Source organism: Demequina oxidasica, from assembly GCF_000975115.1.
GTDB classification, from domain to species: domain Bacteria; phylum Actinomycetota; class Actinomycetes; order Actinomycetales; family Demequinaceae; genus Demequina; species Demequina oxidasica.
Map to the genome: position 1 here is coordinate 1,477,601 of NZ_BBRE01000001.1, position 19,899 is coordinate 1,497,499.

A 19,899-nucleotide genomic window follows, 5' to 3' on the forward strand; every position below is an offset into this window, starting at 1 on the left:
TATGGGAAGGAAAGGCAGCAAGACGGACGATGCCGGCGCTGAGGTCGTCGCCCGAGCGGACACCGCGGCGGCTCACCTCTCGAGGCTTGTCCGCATTGCGACGGTGACCCCTGCGGCGCGCGAAGAGTTCACGGAGGCAGAGCATCAGAGCTTCGAGGACTTGCACGCGGCACTCCACGATCTCTACCCGCGCACTTTCGCCGCGGCGGCTCGCGACAATGTGGGGCGAGCCGGGCTACTGTTGCGGCTCGCGGGGGCGAGCGCGAAGCGGCCCGTGGTGCTGATGGCCCATCAGGACGTGGTGCCCGTGCCCGAGGATTGGGCTGGCGAGGGCTGGGAGCATCCGCCCTTCGCGGGGGTCATCGCTCAGGGACGCGTGCACGGGCGGGGAACGCTCGACGACAAGGGTGCGCTGGTGTGCGTGCTTGACGCGGTCGAGTCGTTGCTGGCAGACGGTTGGGCCCCCGCACGCGACCTGTACCTTCTGTTCGGTGCTGACGAGGAGTCCTATGGCGACAGCGCTATCGCCGCGACGGCCCTGCTCGAGTCGCGCGGGATCGTGCCGTGGCTGGTGCTCGACGAGGGAGGCGCGGTGGCCACCGGGGCGTTCCCCGGGCTGGCCAAGGAGATGGCCGTGGTGGGCGCGACGGAGAAGGGACTCGTCACGGTTGTCCTGACCGTAGACAGTGGGGGCGGACATGCTTCCACACCGCCCCGACGTTCGGCGCCGGGCATCCTGGCGAGGGCCCTAGTCGCGATCGAGAAGAACCCGTTCCCCGCAGAATTGAATGATGTCAGCCTGGAGATGTTCGAGGGGGTGGCGCCGCACTTGCGCGGCCCTCTCAGGACCGTTCTCCGCCGGGCCAGCTCGATGCGCGGGGTGCTCGCACAGATGCTGCCACGGCTCGGTTCGGAGATGGCGGCGATGGTCCGGACCACCACCGCGATCACTCAGCTCAGCGGCAGCCCGGCCCGCAATGTCCTGGCGACGTCCGCCTCCGCGACGGTGAACATGCGCGTTGCGGTGGGGACCACCGCCGACGCGGCGGTCGAGCAGCTGCGCAAGACCATCGGCGACAAGCGCGTGCAGCTCGAGGTCGTTGAATCGGACGAGCCGTCGCCGGTGTCGCCCACGGGGGACGACGAGCGGTTCGTCGCGATCGGCGCGGCCGTAGCCCAGTCATATCCCGACGCCATCACCGTGCCCTACGTGATGATGGCGGCGAGCGATGGACGCCACCTGGCGCGCATCAGCCCGGCCGTCTACCGGTTCTCGCCGCTGCGCATGGACGCCGAGCAGCGGGCGGCGATCCACGGGCCCAACGAGAATGTGGAGGTCTCAGCTCTGGGTGCGGGTGTGCAGTTTTATCGCGCTTTGCTCACTGGCCCAGCCTTGGGCCCCGCCACGCGCTGATCACGGCCCCAACAACTTCGCTTCTCCAACCATCCCGCCGCCCCAACAGTCCCGTGGAGCAACGTGAGGGCCGCCAAGCGGTGCTTCAGCGGCTCTCACGTCGCACTAGCGGTCAAAGTGGTGGGCTCGGTTAGCCTTTTCGCATGAGCACCGCAGCCTCCCAGCAACAGAACCCAGCCAGCCCGGTCCGCGCTGACTCCGCCCAGGCATCGGACTTACGCAGGGATCTGGAGGGGTGGACCGTCGACGCAATCGGCGAGATTATGGGAGACGTCGCCCTGCGCGCCCTGGACCGCGAGCAGGTGGTTCCGGCAGTGCTGGCCGCCCGTGCATCGGACGACCGCCTCGCGGTGTTGACGCGCCTCGCGATGCTGGGTGACACCGTGACCCGCGCAGAGGCGCAGTCCGCGCTCCCCTCGCTTGGGGTGGACGGCGCCGTCGCTACTGGGCTGATCGAGGCCGCTGGCCGTGGCCTCGACGATGAGGTGCGGGCGTTGGTAGATTTGCGGCCCACCTCCTCGGTGGGGGCCGACGGCGAGCTCACCTGGTGGATGGCATCCGACCAGGCCGAGGCCGTCACCGGGTCACGACTGGCGCCCGACCACGTGCTGGGGATGGGCGGTGCGTCGGCGATGCTCGCGTCCGCCACCATGCGGGTGCCCCGCAGCCGGGTACTTGACCTCGGCACCGGCTGCGGGATTCAGGCAATGCACGCCTCGCTGCACGCGGACACGGTGGTGGCGACGGACATCTCGCGGCGCGCGCTCGCCTTCGCGGAGTTCAACCGGGAGCTCAACGCTCCTCCTGCTGCATGGTCGCTGCGCGAAGGGTCGATGCTCGAGCCCGTCGCCCGCGACGTGGCGCAAGGGAGCCTGTTCGACCTCGTGGTGTCCAACCCGCCCTTCGTGATTACCCCACAGGGCGCGCCCAGCTTCGAGTACCGCCACGGCGGGCTGCCGGGCGACGCGATCGTGGAGTCACTGATCTCGAATGTCGGCTCCGTGCTCGCGCCCGGGGGTGTGGCTCAGATGCTCGGTAATTGGGAAATCCGCCGTGGTACGGACTGGCGCGAGCGGCTGGGAGACTGGCTCGACGCATCGGCGGCCGCGGGATTCCCGATGGACGCGTGGGTGATCCAGCGCGATGCCCTCGACGGCGCGGAGTATGCCGAGACCTGGCTACGCGACGGCGGCGTCACGCCCGAGCGCGGCCGGGAGGAGTACGAGGACGCCTACCGTGCGTACCTCGCCGACTTCGCTTCGCGCGACGTGGAGACCGTGGGATTCGGCATCGTGACTCTGCGCAGGGCACCCGCGGATCGCGCGCCGATGCGCCGCCTCGAGGAGCACGAGGGGCAGCTGCCTTCGCCGCTCGGGGCCCATATCGTGGACGTGCTGGCGGCCCACGACTGGCTGGCGCAGACATCGGACGATGCGCTGCTCGCCACCGCACTCACCGTCGCCTCGGACGTCACTAAGGAGACCTACGGTCGGCCATTGCTCCACGAGCCGGAGCACATCCTGATCCGCCAGGGTGGTGGGCTGGGGCGGTCGGTACGAGCAGACACCGCGCTGGCTGGGCTCGTGGGGGCGTGCGACGGCGAGTTGACCGTGGGGCAAATCTCCCACGCGCTCGCGGCACTGCTCGACGTACCCTCGGGGACGATGCTCGCCGGGATGGTCCCCGCCGTGCGCGACCTCGTGCGCGACGGGTTCCTTGTTCGCTAACTCTTACCAGTTTTGGCCGACATATGTTCAAAAAACGTGCGAAAGCGGGCCGTTAGTCCCGTAAAGCCGCCCTTTTCCGGGGGCATGGTTGAGATATCAGAAACACCAAATCCCCGGAAGAAGGAAGAATAATCATGAAGTCTCGCATCAAGGTACTCGGCCTGGCACTGTCTGTTATTGGCCTGCTATTCATGGGTGGTGGCGTCTTCGCCTACACCATGGTCGCCGACGGCCAGCACGCGCTGCAGTCATTTAGCGAAGCCCAGAACGTGACCCTCACCTACAACGAGGACGGCCAGCTGGTCGACCGCGGCGAGGTAGCCGGCGCGGAGGCAATTCTCGACTTGCTCGAGAATGACTGGGGCTACGCAGTTGTCGCTAGCGACCTCAACCCCAACGACCCGCTGGTGAACACCGGTACGGAGTACATGTACCAGATGGCACTTATTGCGCACCACACACTGACCGGCACCAACACGGTTGTCCTTACCGAGGACACGGAGTACAACGGTGAAACCTTCCCCGCCGGTACCTACGAGGTAGCGACCGATGGGAAGTACTGGACCGACTTCGACCGCTCTCACCCGCTTGAGGGCCCGGCTCGTGAAATGGCCTGGACCGGTACGGCTCACGGCCTGGTCGGTGAGCTGGGCGTTGGCTCGGTCACCGCTTCCACCCTTCAGCTGGGCCTCGGCATCGTGGCTCTGATCGAAGGCCTTGGCCTCATCTTCGTCGGAACCGGACTCGCCCTAATCTGGGTCGCAGCCGGCGACAAGAAGAACGAGCTCAAGGAAGCACCCGCGATCGAATCGATCGACGAGCCAGCGACTGTCTAGTCTGATTCGCTTCACGCGAAGGAGGGCCCGCAAGGGCCCTCCTTTTGCTTGTCCGAGAACTGGCGGACCGCCACGATCTTTTACCTGCTCAGAACGTACGCTGAGGGACCGCTACGGTGCTGGTGCTGGTGCTGGTGCTGGTGCTGGTGCTGGTGCTGGCCGTCCGCTACTGCTTGCCCTCGAAGCGGGAGGGGACAAAGGCCAACTGTGCGGCCACGTTGCCACGGTCGCGCGACACAATCTGGGCGCGGCCCGGAGGAGCGGGCGTCGCCTTGACCTTGCCGATCAACTGACCCTCGCCTGGGTCTCCGCTCAGCAGGATGCCGGTGGCACCAAGGTCAGTGAAGCGTTGGATGATGGGGTCGTAGGCGGCGCGGCTGGCGCCACCGGTGCGGCGCGTGACAACCACGTGCAGGCCGAGGTCCGCGGCCTGAGGCAAGAGCGGGGCGAGCGCCGCGAGGGGATTGCCCTGCGAGGTCGACACCAGGTCGTAGTCGTCCACCAGGATGAAGCCCTCGGCACCACTCCACCATGAACGCGACCGCAGCTGCTCGGGCGTGACGTCCTTGCCCGGGACCCGAGTCTGGAAGAACTGCACCAGCTCCTGAATGCCCTGTGTCGCCTCGTCGTGTGTGGACAGCGTCGCGCCCACGTACTCCTCGGGCAGGTCGCCCAGCAACGATCGCCGGTAGTCCACCACAAAGATCTTGGCCTTATCCGGGGGGTAGAGGCGAGCCACCTCGCCCGCGTACGCACGCAGGAACGAGGTCTTTCCGGAGTCCGCGTCTCCGTACAGGTAAAGGTGCGGCTCCTCCATGATGTCGATGCCGAACGGTGCGAGGTTCGCCTCGTCCACTCCGAGCAGCATCTGTCGTGTGTCGGCGGGGGCCAGTGCGCGCACCTGCTCGAGGCCAATCGATGACGGTAGCAGGCGGAGCTTGGGCCCCGCGGGCCCCTGGTACGCACGGTTGAGGTGACCCACTAGGCCCTCGATGCCGTTGGCTAGTGAAGTTGCGTCGCCCGAGCCGTCGATGCGCGGCAGCGCCGTCAGCATCTGCAGCTTGCGGGGGCTGAGCCCGCGTCCCGGTGCGCCGGCGGTGACATTCGCTGCCGCCTTGCGGTCCACCTCGGAGTCCGTGGGATCTCCCAGGCGCAACTCCATGCGGGTGCCGATCAAGTCCTTCAGGTTGGCGCGTACCTCAAGCCAGCGAGCCGCGGTGAGCACCACGTGCACACCGAATGTGAGTCCACGAGCCGCAATCGCCTGGATCTGAGCCTCGGCCACCTCGAAGTCCGCGCGCACGGTGCCCCAGCCGTCAACAATGAGGAACACGTCGCCGTAGCCGTCGTCGTAGCGACCCTCGGCGCGGCGCTGGCGGTACGTGTCGATCGAGTCGATGCCGTTGTCGCGGAAGTACTGCTCGCGGGCGTCCACAATCCCGGCGACCTCGGACACCATGCGGCGTACCACGTCGGGCTCGGATCGGGTGGCGACCCCGGCAAGGTGCGGGAAGCCGGTCAGACCGGCAAAACTTCCGCCGCCAAAGTCCAGCACGTAGAACTGCACCTCTCGTGGTGTGAGCGTCAGCGCGAGCGACACCATCGTGGTGCGCGCGAGCGTGGACTTTCCCGACAGCGGCCCGCCCACAATCGCCATGTGACCAGCGGCCCCGCCCAGGTCCACGGTGAGCGCCTCGCGACGCTGCTCCAGCGGAACATCGACCATGCCGATCGGCACCTCCAGGCCGCGTCCGCGCCACGACGGCGAGTGGATCCCCAGTTCGGGTGTCTCGGTCAGGTCGCCAAAGAGCTGGTCCAACGACGCTGGGGTCTCGAGCGGCGGCAGCCATACCTGGTGCGCCGGCGTGCCCTTGCCCTGCATCTGCGCGACAGCCAACTCAAACGTGCTGCGCTTCTCGCCCGCGTCGGCGACAACCTCAACCCCGGCATCGGCATCGGCCGGCACTTCGCGAGGCACGTCAACGGAGGACGGAGCCGCGGTAAAGAACTCAACCTTGGCGCCTATTTCCTCGGAGCCCGAGGTCCCCGAACCGCCTGCGGCACGGCGGCGACCCTTGGGCGGCGCGGACACGTAGGCGGCTCGGAACTGTGTCATGGTCTCGGTGTCGGACTTTAGGAATCCCACACCGGGCTGCTGCGGCAGCGTGTACGCGTCGGGAACGCCAAGGATGGAGCGCGACTCCGCCGCGGAGAAGGTCCGCAGACCCACCCGGTACGACAGGTACGTGTCAAGCCCGCGTAGTTTGCCCTCCTCCAGGCGCTGCGAAGCGAGCAGTAGGTGCACCTGCAAGGAGCGACCCACTCGACCGATGTTCACAAAGCTCTCGATGAACTCGGGCTTGGCGGCCAGCAGTTCGGAGAACTCGTCGGCCACAATCAGCAGCGCGGGAAGCGGGTCGAGGTCGGTGCGGCCGCCGCGGCGTGCCTTCTCGTAGTCATAGACGTTGGCGAAATTGCCCGATGCACGCAATAGCTCCTGGCGACGCGTCACCTCTCCCTGAAGGGCGTCCTGGAAGCGATCCACCAACGCGATCTCGTCACCGAGGTTGGTGATGATGGAGGACACGTGCGGCATGCCGGCCATGCCAGCGAACGTCGCACCACCCTTGAAGTCCACCAGCACAAAGTTGAGCTGCTCGGGGGAGTGGGTCAGTGCCAGAGCGAGCACCAGCGTGCGCAGCACCTCCGACTTACCCGAACCGGTGGCGCCAATCATCACACCGTGCGGACCCATGCCCTGCTGCGCAGATTCCTTGAGGTCGAGCACGATGGGCGCGCCGGTGGTGGTCTGGCCAATCGGCACGCGCAGCCGGTCGCGCTCGGGGCGTCCTTGCCACACGTGATTGAAATCGATGTCGCGCACGTCGGGCAGCCCCAACAGGTCCACGAGCTCGAGCTGCTCGGTGGTGGTCGCCGCGCCCGTCTCAGTTTGCCCCGAGCTCGTGTAGAGCGGTAGCAGCCGGCGAGCGGTAGCCTCCGCCTCGGGAATCGACATCGAGTCGGCGACGATGGTCTGAGTGGCGTGCGACAGGGTTACCAGCTCGGCGGTGCCCGCCTTGTCGCCCACGCCGAACGACACGCGCATGGTATCCGCCGCCTCCAGTTCGCCCCAGCGGGACGGAAGATCGATGCGGGTGATGCCTTGCAGTCCGTCGTGAGTCACGATGGGGTCGTCCGAACGTACGCTGACGTCGTCGGTCACCACGATGATGTGGGGAGCGCTTGAGTTGCCTCCGGGCGCAAACCGCGGTCGCTCGTGCAAATCTGAGGGGAGCATCTCCTCGAGGGCGCTTAGATCGGTGCCGATCATGCGCGCTGGTCCGAGGCTGTCGCTCGCCGTGGCGGACTGTGCGTGAGGCAACCATTTGGCCCACTCCCAGTGCTCCAGTGCGGCGGGATCCGCGGCAATCACGATCTGCACTTCGTCGGGGGTCTGAAAAGTGGCGATGTTGAGCAGCATGGCGCGCACCATCGCGCGAACTTCTGCCTCGTCGCCAGTCATCTCGATGCGCGCCCAGTCCGCGATATCCACGCCGAACGGCAGGTTCTTCTGGGTCTCGTGGGTCAGCATAAAGCGATGGGCGGCCGATGCTGCCACGGGGTCGAGCTGCGTCAAGGGCGGCAACTCTGGCGCCTCGAGCGTCAGGCACAGCGGCTGGTCGCTCACGCCCATGCGTGTCAGCAGAAAGTCAGAGTCGTCTGTGGACCGCTCCCATACCCGAGTGCGCTCCTCCGCGACAAAAGCCAGGGTGCCGGGAGAGGGGCTTGCCCAGTTGGTGGCGCGGCGTTGCTGGGTTGCGGCGACGCGCACGGTCTGGCGCAGTTCGGTCAGGTACGCCAAGTACTCGCGGCGAGCACCCAAGACCTGTGCCGTCCGCTGTGAGCGTTGGCGCCAGCCGTTAACCCCGACGAATCCCAGCGAGGACACCAGGAATAGTCCGGCTGTTAGGTACGCGGCTGGGTTGCCGTTGCTGTTCAGTACCACCATGACGATGGCGCCCACGGACCCCAGCATTGGCATCAGCGACGTCAGCATGCTCGAACCGCCGTCGGCAGTGGCGAGCTCTGGCGGCGCCTGAACTTGGATGGTTCCCGATGGCTGTCGCGGTGGGGCGAGTCGGCGTCCACTCATGCTCCGCCACCTCCGTTGGTGCCGTCGGTGAGCACGTTGATGGAGAACGCGCGCTGGCCAATGCGCACGCGCGTGCCGTCCTCGAGCACAGTGCGCTCGTGGGCGGCTAGTGCGGTGGTGTGCCCCGTGTCGTCAATGAGGTGAGTCCCATTCGCAGAGCCGTTGTCCATGACCCACGTGCGCCCGCGCGTGTGCTCGATCCGCAGATGAGTTCGTGACACTGTCTTCTCCGGGTCTTCGACCACAATCGCGTGATCGGTTGGCTCGATGGGTGAGGGGTTACGGCCCAGAACGAGGCCCGAGGTCAGCGGGACTTGCTCACGTTGGCCAGTGTCGAAAACTAGCAGGAGGTCACCGCGGCTATCTGGCTCCGGCGAGGCGGCGGCGTGGCCCGATCCCGGCGCCGATGCGGGCTGGACCTGTGCGGACGGGCTCGCCTGATCCCGGGAGGACGGAGCTGGCGGGGAAGATAACGGAGCGTCCGGCGGCAGAACTGCGGCGATGCTGGGTGCCGATACTGGGAACTGACCATCCGAGGGTGGGACAGTGAAAGAGGCGCTGTGGGATTCAACGCTGTGAGAGTTGGAACCGGCTGATTCTAGGTCGGACGAGTCTCGATGGTCCGCCGACTCGCTACTCCCAAATGCCACCTGCGCTGGCATCGCGATGGCCCCGGGCAGTGGCTCCGGCTCCGTGGCGCGGGGCACATGCTCGACCTGAGGCGACTGATATACGGCTGGAGCGGCCATGCCGGGAAGCCGTCCCTTGCGGGCTGCCGTGGGCAACGACACGGTCATGGTCCGGGTTGCGACGTCGGCCCAGCCGCTACGGCGGCGTTGTCCGTCCCACGCGCTGGAGGCGACCACCACCCACGCACCCACAATCCCCACTACAAAACCAGCGCCAATCATTGCGAACCGAGCTGCGGAACGTCCTACGCCGGGGGAGAAGGGGGCATCGGCGCGTGACGAGCGGATGCGTAATAGGCGGTTGCCAAAGGTCAGACCCGTGCGCGCCTCAAGTATCCACAGGAAGACAACGCACTCGAGGAGGGCGATTCCTCCGAAAATTGCACTGCCCGTAGCGACCAGTACCAAGGTGGCGATGACGAGCACCACCACAACGTCGATGGTGAATGCGGCCAGCCGCGCGCCGGTTCCCGTGTGGCTGCCCCGGAACCGTGCGTCGAGCGGCGGCACTGTGCTGTTGGTAGGCGCGCTCGCTTGGCTAGATGATGCCGTCCCCCCATTCACCTGCTCCCGTGGCCGTGCGGGTGTGGCGACGCTCGCGGGCGCGGGGGGTGCAGGAGCACCAGCGGCGGGCGACATTCCTGGTGGAAGTGCCGACGCAATCGGGCTGTCGGCTGGTGCCGCTCCCGGGCGTGCGGCACCACACCACAGGCATTGTGCGGCGGAGGAGTGAACGGGTTGCTGGCAACTCCAGCACGCCACGGTGGGTGTCTGCGCCGGCGTGCTCATCCGGACATCATTCCACGAACCAGCTCAACCACATCAGCGGCAAGCAAGGCGAAGGGAAGCGCGAGCGCAACAGACAGTGATTCAAAGACGTCACCCACGCGCGACCACGCCAGCGATCGAGAGCCCTTGGCAACGGGAACGATCATCGCGGCGGCCAGTACGCCCGCCACCAATAGCGACACAGCAAGGACAGTGACGAGCGCGTCGCTCGAGTGGCTCACCCCTGCGAAGGCAACTTCCACCACTACCGCTGCGGCGGCTAATCGAGAGGCCCACGCGGCGGTGGGGTCCGTGCCGTGCCGTGGGATCAGGGCAAGGGCGGCAACGGTGGTGACGATCAGACCGATGCTGCCAATGCGCACCATGAGCAACTCGCTGTGCATTCCGGGAATGACAAATGGGGCAACGAGCGGTGCGGACAAGGCAAGCGTCACTATGCCGGTGCGCAGCCGCGCGGCGGCGACGGCAACGGTGGGGGCGATCGCGGCCATGGTGACCGCACCGGGTTCGCCCGGTACCGCGCCCCGTACGGTCCACCGGCTGGACATGAAGTGCTTGTAGTTGATCGAGTAACCGTCGGGTAGCGGCAGCAAAGTCGTGGGAAGAAAGCGCATGCCAGGAGCCGCGAGCCCAAGGGTGATGGCGGCGGCGGATGCGCTTGGCCATTCCAGCAGCAACGTGGCGCCCCAGATGGATCCGTATACCGCCATCATGACCGACAACATGGTGGCGACCCCGCGTAGAGTGCGCTCGCGCGCGGCGACGGCCATGGCGGCGCCAAGTGTCGCCGCGCTGAGCAAACCCACGGTGACGGCGAGGTGAACCGATGCCACCGCATCGGGCACTGCGAGGGCGCCCGCGGCAAACGCGAGGGACAGAGTAGAGATCAGCGACACAGCTCCGGTGCCATGCGACGGCGCCCGAGCGATCCAGGCGCTGGCGGTGGCGATCGCGCCCAGCGCGAAGCCAAGTGAGACCCAACCGCGCGCGGAGCCTTCAAGTAAAGGTCCTCCTGCGGCGAGTGCAGCCAATGCACCTGCGGCGAGCAGCAAGGAGCTTGCCGCGAGCAGCCACCAGGTCGAGCGAAAGTCGACGCGCTTGACCTGAGGGTGGTCCCGTCTGGTGGACTGCTCACTTGACGTTGCACTCAAATCGACCATGGTCAGCAGCATGCCGTCGTCGAGGTCCACGAGCGGGGTGCTCGCAGCGATCTCGCGACCGGAGCGGTCCAGCAGCACGTCGCGGCCTGAGGTGAGGGCGAGCCCTGCGATTTCAAGCGCCTGACCCACCGAGTGGGTCACGGGCGCGCTGAGATCCAACCGTGCGCCGTCGCCAAGAACGGCGAGGCGTCTCAATTCAGTCGTAGTGGCGCTCATCAAATTATCGATTGAGGAACGCGTAGCGGTTGCCGGCTCGTCGAACGACTTCTGCATTCAGTTCAGGGAAGGCGCGACCCACGTCATCGCGTGCCGTGTGAGCGAGGAATCCCGCTCGTTCCACGGTGCTCGAAAATCCCTCGTTCGGCTCCGCAATGTGCAGCCTCTTGATAAAGGTGGCCACAGCGTTCGCTTGCTCAGCGAAGTCAGCCGACCGTGGACCAGCAATCGCCGCTAGTTGCGAATCGTTGTCGTTGACGACAACGGCGAGTACGGCGCGATCAAGATCCGGAAGCTCTTCAATCGAAAACGGAAATCCATAGTGAGAAAGATCTATGGCCATAAACGTTTCACCGTCCCAGTCACCGCGTCAACTGCAGAGATAAATGTGATGCGAGGATTTGTTTGCAATCTGGGAAACTCAATGGACTCCCAAATGTTGCCGGGTCGCATCGAGTCGCCGAGCACCACAGTAACGTCTCCTTGAGCAGACCCGTCTTGCCACTTGCCAGAATCAATGGGGTCCGGAACTGCGTCGGCTGCTGAATGCGCCCGTGGAGCGTGGGTGGGCGAGGCCCTGGAGACGACGAGCGGTTTGTCGCGCTCGGAACCGCCTTGCTTTGCTGGGGACTCACGAGGGGCTAACCGTTTGGCTCGGTCGGTTCTCCCAGCGCCCTCAAGTCAGTGCGAATGCGATGCAGCACTGAGGGGTCCAAAGCCACATTGCCAACGCTAGAGAACAGGAGGAGCCCGAATCCGTCAGGGGTATTAAGAATCAATGACGTAGCGGGGATGGTGATCGCGTTCGGCGTGCGGGAGCGCATCTGCTCAAAACCTTCGGCGGTAGTAAACGCCAGCACATTTGAGTGACCGTCACGATCCACGGTTACCGGTGTCACATTCCCGGAGTCATCGCCGACGTTCACATCGACAGGAACCACCACCACGGACCTCAGGAGCTGGTCGACCACCAACCCCTTGTCGCTGTTCGCCTTGATGAGCGACTCGAGCTCAAGTGTTTCGTCGGGAAGATTCAAAATCGCGCATCTCCTTCAATAGTTTGTCCACGTCATGGGGCTTTACGAACGAAGGTCGCCCCATCAGTTCGTCACCAAAAATGTAATACACACCACATTGGGGGCATCGACCGATTTCTAGGTAGGGAGACACGGCGCCGAGTAGGTCCACGAATCGCCATTCCCGCCGGCTCCAAAAGGGCCTCTGCTTTATGCAATGAGAGCAGGCTCGTGGCTGCCATTCCTGGTCCGTGCCCATCAGAACATTCCCAACGGCAAACGCGATCCGTCTGGCATGAGTTCGAAGAGGACGGTGCCGTGTGGCATGGGGATTTTCCCGTGTGCCACCAGTTCGCGAATGCGGTTGACCTTGAAGAGCTCGTCCTCGGCAATCGCCGTATATCCGCCTTCGACAAAGTGTTCAAAGTCGCCGGAATCGACGCGCGTCGGCACCCTGAGGTCAATGCCGTCCGCAGGTACCTCAAGCCCAAAGATCTGCTGTCCGTTGCGCCACGCACCCTCGACGCTAGGGGCGCCTCCGGTGGCAACTACCGCGTCCTCAACTGAATGGATGAGATTGGCGTCGTCCACGGGCATCACAAAGGTAGCGGTCCCTTCCCGGCCAAATTGGGGGACGTCTGAGTCGCGAAACATCGTCATGATCTTCTCGTCGAAGAAGGCAACGACAGTGTCAACGTCGCCTCGATACGATGGGATCGAACCAGGAACGTGAGCTCTGTCATGCGCCACGAGGTTGGCAAGGTTGTCGTCAATGGAAAGCGCAGGGGCATTCGGTGGCCTCACCGCAGGGGATGGTTCAGGAAAGGTTCGAGGTGCATCTTTGGCGCCATGAGTGAGCGAACGGACGGTGTCTGTTGCGCCGGTGAGGAGTTCGTCGAAGGCGCTTTTGAGGGAGCGGAAGAGTCGGGCCGCGTCGTCGAGTAGCGGCATCAGTTCGCCGATCGCTTTGAGAAGTTTGGTGACGAACTTGCCGACCTTGGCGGTGAGGGACGCGACTCTAGAGGTGACTTGTGCGATGGCGGCTGGTGCACCAAAACCTAGGGTGATGGCGGCCGTGGCAGCTGCGGAGATGGCGGTGCCTATGGCTTGGGAGAGCGCGTCGCGGGTGATGTCGTGGACTGCTTGCACGATGGTGGAGGCGATCTGCATGCCGGTGCCCATGGCGCCGGACAGTCGCCCGGCCGCAGCGGCGTGGGCGGCGCACTCGGTTTGGAACTTGCGGTACGTGTCGACCATGAGCCCGTGCTGGCTATCGAGGTCGCCCAGCACTCGGGTGAGTTCATCGGAGGCGGCTTGCATCTGCGCGGCAATGTTCTCCCACGTGCCCGCGAAGCCCATGACCTCGCCCGCGTCACCGGTGAGGTCGTTAAACCACCCTTTGATGGGTTCCATGTGTTCAATCAGCCAGCCGATGCCCATGCCGATCACACTGCCCAGCGGGTCCACCACCATCGCCACACCATCGGCGGCAGCAGCAAAGGCCCCCATACCGCCTTCAACCCAGTCACCATTCTTGATGCCTGAGGAGATCATGTCGCAGTCCTCGAGCAGGAACGTGCCCGCGAGAGGAGTGGACATCTCTACGCGGCCTACCACTAGTGAATTCACGGCAGTCACTTCAGACCTATCTTCCGCCAGCGTCGAGGCGGCGGCCGATGCTGGCCACGTGGTCTTCCACGTCGGATTCGTAGCGGTCGAAGTCCGCGACGGCCCCTTTGAGTTCCTTGGCGCTGCGCTCGATTGCTTCTTCTACCGACTCAATGGAGGACACCGCCACACTGGTGACCGCTACTGCTGGTGCGACGAGAAAAGAGCACATCAGCCCAAACGCACCGCCGCCCAGGTTCATGGAACGGGCAGCCGACGTCGCCAGTCCCACGCTGGTCACGACCTGGTTCACTTTGGAAATGTGACGCGCCATGACCTCTGCGTCAATGGCAATCCTGTCCGTCATCAGTGCACCCAGTCCCGGCCTAGTACGTGATGCCGGGTTCGGCGGGCGGGACCTCGCGAGCGGCGGCCTCCTCGCGTAGGCGTGCCGTCACGCCCGAGTCCTCACCAAAGGCTTCGGCAGTGAGTTGAACGGCCTGCTCGCCCACGGCTCGGTGTGCGTCGTTCACGACCTTCTTGATTAAGACAGCCAGGTCATCCTCGTGCAGGGCGCCAGCCTCCGACGTGAGCTTCAGCTCTGTCAGCAGACCGTTTGCCGACACTGCGGCGGTGACTTCGCGGTGCGGCGAGGTTGCCCGACCCAAGATGGTCTTCATGTCCGCTTCCAACGCGCGGGCCTTGTCGGCCTGGGCCTGCGCCTGACGAATCTGCTCCTCGACGTGCGCGATCGCCGCATCTGAATCCGCCCACGGCTGCTCAGTCATGGCGTCGCGTCGGTGTCGCGGGTGTCTGCCAGCGAGTCGCGCCCACCTGCCCCTGCGGCCTTGGACCGAGGCACAAAGTCCTCGTCGTCCTCGAGTTTGGGTGCCATGGGTCCGCCGAGGCCGGGACGCTTGTCCTTCTGTTGGCCGCCGGCGCCACCTTGTCCACCCATTCCCATCATGCCGCCACTGCGCGCACCTCCAGCGCCCGCACCGCCACCTGCACCCGAGCCGCCGCTTGCGCCGCCCGCTCCGGCCCCGGTCTGGCCACCACTACCGAGGAGGCCGCCGGCACCGCGTGCACCGGCACCCGAGCCCGCTGCGCCGCCAGCGCCGCCCAAGCCGCCACCGCCTATACCCCCGGAACCACCAAGGCCACCGGGCATCCCAGCCCCGCCTGCGCCACCGGGCATACCGCCAGGACCCATGCCGGTTCCATACCGTAGAGCTGCGGCACCTGCAGCCGCGCCGCCGCCGAGGGCCCCCGCGGCCAGACCCTGGCTAGGGCCGTTGCCACCCACACCAAAACTGCCATTCGCCCCGGGCCCAAAACTGCTTCCGGAGCCGCCACCGGAGCCGCCGGGAATGACCCCCTGACTGTTGCTGTCTACCGCGAAGGAGGAGTCAGGAACAGAGCCGTAATCGGGATCCCCGGACGAACCCTCACCGCCCGACGGCGCCCAACCACCCGAGCCGCCCAGCCCGGCACCAGTGCCGGAGCCAGAGGCGTTCGAGCCCGCACCAGCTAGACCTGCACCCGCGCTACTCCCGGCTCCGCTGCCGGTTGAGCCGCCGTAGCTGCCGGTTGAGCCGCCGTAGCTGCCGGTTGAGCCGCCGTAGCTGCCGGTTGAGCCGCCGTAGCCCCCACCAGATCCACTAGGTCCGCCGCCAAAGGTGTATCCCTTGGATGAGTTCCCGTTGTTTGCCGGGGCCTGATCACGATCGTCTTCTTGAATCTTCTCGGACTTTAGTTCAGCGGAACTCGTCTGGAGTTCCTCCTGAAGTTGGTTGTATGCCTCTTCGGCCTTCTTCTTCCGCTGCTCCTCCAGGAAGTTCCCGTAGACGCTCTCCGCGTAAGCAGGACTCAGGGAACGCCCCATGTCTGAGAAATAGATAGTGCCGTCAGGTGGCGTGCTGGCGGCGGCATGCCGGACCCACTGAGGGACGGTGGCTTCGGGCAATTGCGCCACGCGGTCGCGTGCTCGGTCGAGCGCGGCATTGGCGCTGTCTACGGCAGGCTTCTTGGCGACGACCTCGTCTTCAAGTTCGCGGAAATCCTTTGACAATTGAGCATACTTTTCGCGGATTGCGTCGCCAGTGGCGCCTTCGATGCCCTCGAGGCTCGCCAGCGCATTCAGGGTGCTGGCGAGCGCGTCGAACGCCTCGCGCGCACTGGTGAGGCCAGTGGTCTCCCAATGTCCTGCCCCAAGAATGCTGTTGAGTACCTTCTCGTGATCCATCATGAAGACTCTTTCTGTGAGCGTCTGACGACGACTACTGTCACGACAATTCCTGCGATGACGACGAGTGCGACGATGGCGATCACCAAGGGCCATGGCCACGCCGTGGAAGTGGCGTCGTCCGTCGGGGTGGGTGTGGCGCTTGGAGAAGCACTCGGGGTCGGATCTGGGGTGGACACCGCCGACGCGCTCGCACTGGGACTGGGCGTCGATGCAGGCGTGAGCTCCAGTTGCGCCGGCGTAGGTTCGCCATCCTCGGTAATGAAGGGGTTGGTGTCTGGGTACTGAAGAGGGTCGTCCGACAGGAGGCTGATCGTGTCGACGCTCCCATAGCCGTTCACAAAGGTTGGGTCGTAATACGGTTCATGCGGTGATTCGACGTCGGTGTTGTGGATCAGTAGCTGAAGGATCTGATTGTTGGTGGCGGCAGGGGTTTTTTGCATCGCAAGCGCGAGATTGCCCACCGTAATTGGAGTGGCGTAGGACGTTCCGCTGCCAATGCGCTGGCGATCCCAGGCGCCGTCATCGCCCTGCAATGCCACATCCACGCCGGGGGCGACCACGTCAATAAACTGGGTCATATTGGGTTGCCCGTCGCTATCGAGGGCTGGCTTGCCGCCCGGGCCAAAGGCCCCCACGCCAAGCACTCCGTTGAAGAAGTTGAAAGTCTCGTTGATACCAAGATCGTCCGTGTCGTTGGAGGTGGAGACTGCCACGACGACGCCGCGACTTATCGCGTACGTCAGGGCATCGGTAAGAGCCTGTGAACCCCCGATGGCGAACGACATTGAGATGATCCGTGCACCATTGTCGACCGCGTCCACAATGCCGGCGGCCACAGCATCGGCGATGTAATAGTTGTTGGCGCCGTCCGAGTCGTAGCATGGGTCCTCGATGTCGACACCAAAGCCATAAAATAAGACGGAGGCGCCCGGGGCAACACCGGTGAGGCCGTCTTGCCCGGGATACCCTTTGCCGTCGCCCAATATTTTTAGCGCGATGTTGGTTCCGTGTGAAGCGACATGGAGGTCGTCAGTATTGACTTTCTGCAGGTCACCAGATTCGTCCCGGCATAGTGAATCCGGCATAACGGTGAGGTCTGCGCCCTGAAGAGCGGGCACCGCCGTATTGATCCCGGCGTCGATGATAGCAACGGTCACCCCGGTGCCATCGATGCCCTGGTCGTGGTAGTCGTCAATCTTGTAGAGATCGATGTAATACTCACCAGCGTCCACGATGGATGCGGACGCGGGGAGTCCAACCCCCACAGTGACGGCGAATGTGAGAACGGAGACCAGCGCAACACGAGGCGAAAAACGGTGTGGCACGGACCTACTCAGCTCGCTTTGTAGTGGATGAGGGAGTAGGAGTGGGCGTGGGTGTGGGCGCTGGGTCATCGTTGACGATGGTGGTCAGCAGACCTTCCGTTTGCTCGGCCTGGTCGTGGAGTTTGTCCGTCTCGATGCTTGCGTCAGCGTCGACCTCGGACAACTGAGTAAGAGCGGCTTTTATGTCATCGGCGAAGTCGACGAGTTGTTCACGCAGGACTTGGGCGCGCTGGCCAATCTTCTTGGCCTCCCTATCGAGCTCGTCGTCAAAGACATTGGTGGCGGTCCATACCTGTGGCCCTCGGCGCTTGGCCACGCTGGACTCGTCCGGGTAGACCTGTTCCTGAGCCTTCTTGATCTGTTCAAGAACAAAGGCGCTGTCAATTGAAATGCCAAGGCCTGAAGTAATCACGGGATTGTCCTTTGCGTGGAAAAGAGACGAGCACGTGGTGAACCCCGCGACGACGTGCCCCGGGGTTCACCTACGGGTGAGCGCGAACTAGATGCTGAAGCGCTGAGCTGCTTTGTTGTCGGTGTTGGTGTAGCCAGAGGAGATCTCCTGGGTCGAGCGTGCGATCTGCTCGAGGAGCTGCTGGAGTTCACCAATCGAGGCGTCCCACTTGCGCTGGGCTGCGTCGTAGGAGGTCTGTGCCTCACCACCCCACTGGCCGCGCAGGGTGGACACCTTGTTTTCGAGTTCGTTCAGTTCGTTGCGGATGCCGGTCGCGCCGCCACGGATTTGCTCCGACAGTGCGGTGACCTGCTCGGGGCGAACACTCATTGATTCCATCATTAGATAACCCCTGTCCTTAGTTCATCATCGAGCCGAGGCCCGAGATTGCCTGCTGGTGGGACTGCTCCGAGGCAGCCTGGTCCTTCTCCGTGCCACGCAGGGCGTCTTCGAGGGTGATCAACACGTCGTTGAGCTTCCTTGACTCTTCGTCCCAACGGTTCATTAGCTGAGTGAACGAGTTGGCAGCACCACCGGTCCAGAACGAGCGCAACTGCTCAATCTCGCCACGGACGGTCTTGATCTGCTTCTCAATATTCGCCTTCGTTGTACCGACCGCTTCCGCACCCTTGCGGAGTGCGCCCTCTTCTGCGGAAATGACATCAGCCATCTCGCACCTCCCCTAACTTGTTGTGAAACACGCGTGTGTTGGACACTAGCCGCACGACACGACCACCCGCAGAATACCGACGAAGCGGACACAAGGGCAACATGAGACCCAATTAATCTTTGTAGAATTCGTCACACAGGTATGCGTAGTGACCCCCACGGGCCATTGTCGAGCGCGGATACGGCAATAGACTGTGTCGAGTCAGTTTTCATGCTTGGCCCGAGGTCATCGATGCCGTCCCAGGGAGGAAGTCCACGTGTCGCAATCCGTAGGTGCTCCGAGTGCGCTCGTGAGGGTGTCCGTGTTGATTGACGAGCGCCAACTGGATGTTGGTATAGCCGCCAGCGTCCCGCTAATCGAGGTCATGCCAGGTTTCGCTCGTAGCCTCGGTGTGCTTGACCCTGCCCTTGTTCACGGAGGCTACGCACTGCAGCGAGCCGACGGCACGACCCTCGATGCCAGCCTCAGCGCCACCGCACAGGGAATTCACGACGGAGACCTCCTGACGCTGCTTCGCGGTACCGCCTTCAAGGAGCCCCGGGTCTACGACGACGTGACCGAGGCCGTGATCGACGCGGCGACCGAACACCACGGGGAGTGGACTCCCCGGGACAACTCGCGCACCGCGCTCGCCGTGAGTCTTACCTTTCTGTTGCTCTGCGCCGTTCTGCTGCTAAGCGCGGGCGCCTCACTGCCCCTCGGCCCCCTCATCGCCGGTGGTGGCGCCGTCGTCCTCCTTGCAGCATCGGCTGTGTTGGGACGCCTCGGCCAGACAGAGTCGGGGCAGGCCTTCGGACTGGCCGCCGCCGTCTACGCGGGCATCGCAGGTTTCCTCGCCGTCACCGATAGCACGGTGTGGGGGTGGCCGCTGGCTGCAGCATCGGGCGCGGTCATGCTCGCCGGAGGGATCGCCTTCGCGTTCACCCCGCGCAGACCCGAAACGCAGTTCATTCCTATTGCGTGGGGGCTGATCGTCGGGATTCCGGCGCTCATCACGGGCCTCGTTCCCGATGCCGTCCTCCCCGCATATGCCGTGATGGTCGCGCTCGCGGGCGCCCTGGGCAACCTGTTGCCGTGGCTCGCTCTCAGCTCTACGCGCATTCGGGTGATCTCTCCCCAAAGTGACCAGGAGATCTTCGCGGTGCCCGGTGAGATCGATGCCAATGCGGTGAAGGCTCGCGCCGCGGCGGGTGCGCGGGTCCTCAATTCGCTACGCATTGCGGTGGGCCTCGCGGTGCTGGTCGCGACCCCGCTGGTGGCCGGAGCCAATGCCGCTGGTGCGTTGCTCACTGCCTTCGTGTTTGTGGGAATGATGTTCCAATCCCGCCAGGTCTACGCGAGGGCTTCGGTGCTCATCGTGATGACCTTAGGTGCGCTTGGCCTCGCCGCCACCGCCCTCACCGTGCTCTTCGAGCAGCCCCACCTACGCACGCCTCTGCTCGTGGTGTTGCTGGTGGCCACGGCGGTGCTCATTGGGCTGACTCTGCTCAGTCCTGGCGCGAGGTTGAAGCTGGCACGCGCGGCGGACACGGTCGAAGTGCTTCTCCTGGTGGCGATGCTTCCGCTAGGCATTCTCGCGGCTGGCTGGGCATAGTCG

The 19,899-nt window shown here is 64.7% G+C and carries 17 protein-coding genes; 4 read left to right on the forward strand and 13 right to left on the reverse strand.

The features are described 5' to 3' along the window. Nucleotide 1 precedes the first annotated feature (1 nt). The 3 genes from AOP77_RS06860 (at nt 2) to AOP77_RS06870 (ending at nt 3,977) form a co-directional block, all read left to right on the forward strand. Nucleotides 2-1,414 (forward strand): M20/M25/M40 family metallo-hydrolase, encoded by a 1,413-nt coding sequence (locus tag AOP77_RS06860; RefSeq protein WP_062211082.1) that lies wholly within the window; start codon nt 2-4, stop codon nt 1,412-1,414. 143 nt (nt 1,415-1,557) lie between these two features. Continuing rightward, on the forward strand, nt 1,558-3,141 hold the full coding sequence (locus AOP77_RS06865) for a DUF7059 domain-containing protein (RefSeq protein ID WP_062211086.1): 1,584 nt from the start codon (nt 1,558-1,560) through the stop codon (nt 3,139-3,141). A gap of 134 nt (nt 3,142-3,275) precedes the next feature. After that, nucleotides 3,276-3,977, forward strand: coding sequence for a hypothetical protein (locus tag AOP77_RS06870; protein ID WP_062211089.1), 702 nt, complete (start codon nt 3,276-3,278; stop codon nt 3,975-3,977). A 166-nt stretch (nt 3,978-4,143) separates the two neighbouring features. Here AOP77_RS06870 and eccCa read toward each other — a convergent pair whose 3' ends face one another. The 13 genes from eccCa to AOP77_RS06935 form a co-directional block, all read right to left on the reverse strand. Then, the gene (gene eccCa / locus AOP77_RS06875) at nt 4,144-8,130 is read right to left on the reverse strand and encodes a type VII secretion protein EccCa (RefSeq protein ID WP_062211092.1); all 3,987 of its coding nucleotides are present in this window, start codon (nt 8,128-8,130) and stop codon (nt 4,144-4,146) included. Beyond that, entirely contained in the window at nt 8,127-9,329 is a 1,203-nt protein-coding gene (locus AOP77_RS06880; protein WP_062211095.1) for an FHA domain-containing protein, read from the reverse strand. The genes eccCa and AOP77_RS06880 overlap by 4 nt, the downstream gene beginning before the upstream one ends. A 275-nt stretch (nt 9,330-9,604) precedes the next feature. Further along, the gene (locus tag AOP77_RS06885) at nt 9,605-10,984 is read right to left on the reverse strand and encodes a hypothetical protein (protein ID WP_062211099.1); all 1,380 of its coding nucleotides are present in this window, start codon (nt 10,982-10,984) and stop codon (nt 9,605-9,607) included. Nucleotides 10,985-10,988: 4 nt separating this feature from the next. After that, nucleotides 10,989-11,327, reverse strand: a complete 339-nt coding sequence (locus AOP77_RS06890; protein WP_062211102.1) for a hypothetical protein — start codon at nt 11,325-11,327, stop codon at nt 10,989-10,991. Between the two features lie 298 nt (nt 11,328-11,625). Next, entirely contained in the window at nt 11,626-12,021 is a 396-nt protein-coding gene (locus tag AOP77_RS06895; RefSeq protein ID WP_061962975.1) for an SseB family protein, read from the reverse strand. A 237-nt stretch (nt 12,022-12,258) separates the two neighbouring features. Beyond that, entirely contained in the window at nt 12,259-13,629 is a 1,371-nt protein-coding gene (locus AOP77_RS06900) for a hypothetical protein (RefSeq protein WP_152649795.1), read from the reverse strand. Nucleotides 13,630-13,645: 16 nt separating this feature from the next. Then, entirely contained in the window at nt 13,646-13,975 is a 330-nt protein-coding gene (locus AOP77_RS06905; RefSeq protein WP_062211108.1) for a hypothetical protein, read from the reverse strand. Nucleotides 13,976-13,994: 19 nt separating this feature from the next. Continuing rightward, the gene (locus AOP77_RS06910; RefSeq protein ID WP_062211111.1) at nt 13,995-14,396 is read right to left on the reverse strand and encodes a YbaB/EbfC family nucleoid-associated protein; all 402 of its coding nucleotides are present in this window, start codon (nt 14,394-14,396) and stop codon (nt 13,995-13,997) included. Beyond that, nucleotides 14,393-15,853, reverse strand: a complete 1,461-nt coding sequence (locus AOP77_RS12570) for a hypothetical protein (RefSeq protein WP_269078418.1) — start codon at nt 15,851-15,853, stop codon at nt 14,393-14,395. Before AOP77_RS12570 ends, AOP77_RS06910 begins: the two co-directional genes overlap by 4 nt. After that, the gene (locus tag AOP77_RS06920; protein WP_062211115.1) at nt 15,853-17,181 is read right to left on the reverse strand and encodes a S8 family peptidase; all 1,329 of its coding nucleotides are present in this window, start codon (nt 17,179-17,181) and stop codon (nt 15,853-15,855) included. The genes AOP77_RS12570 and AOP77_RS06920 overlap by 1 nt, the downstream gene beginning before the upstream one ends. Before the next feature lie 4 nt (nt 17,182-17,185). Then, nucleotides 17,186-17,593, reverse strand: a complete 408-nt coding sequence (locus tag AOP77_RS06925; protein WP_062211119.1) for a hypothetical protein — start codon at nt 17,591-17,593, stop codon at nt 17,186-17,188. Nucleotides 17,594-17,680: 87 nt separating this feature from the next. Continuing rightward, nucleotides 17,681-17,974 (reverse strand): WXG100 family type VII secretion target, encoded by a 294-nt coding sequence (locus AOP77_RS06930; protein WP_236683480.1) that lies wholly within the window; start codon nt 17,972-17,974, stop codon nt 17,681-17,683. A 16-nt stretch (nt 17,975-17,990) separates the two neighbouring features. Further along, the gene (locus AOP77_RS06935; protein WP_062211123.1) at nt 17,991-18,302 is read right to left on the reverse strand and encodes a WXG100 family type VII secretion target; all 312 of its coding nucleotides are present in this window, start codon (nt 18,300-18,302) and stop codon (nt 17,991-17,993) included. A gap of 256 nt (nt 18,303-18,558) precedes the next feature. On the opposite strand from AOP77_RS06935, the gene eccD reads away from it, so the two are divergent. After that, entirely contained in the window at nt 18,559-19,896 is a 1,338-nt protein-coding gene (gene eccD / locus AOP77_RS06940; protein WP_062211125.1) for a type VII secretion integral membrane protein EccD, read from the forward strand. The last annotated feature ends 3 nt before the right edge of the window (nt 19,897-19,899 follow it).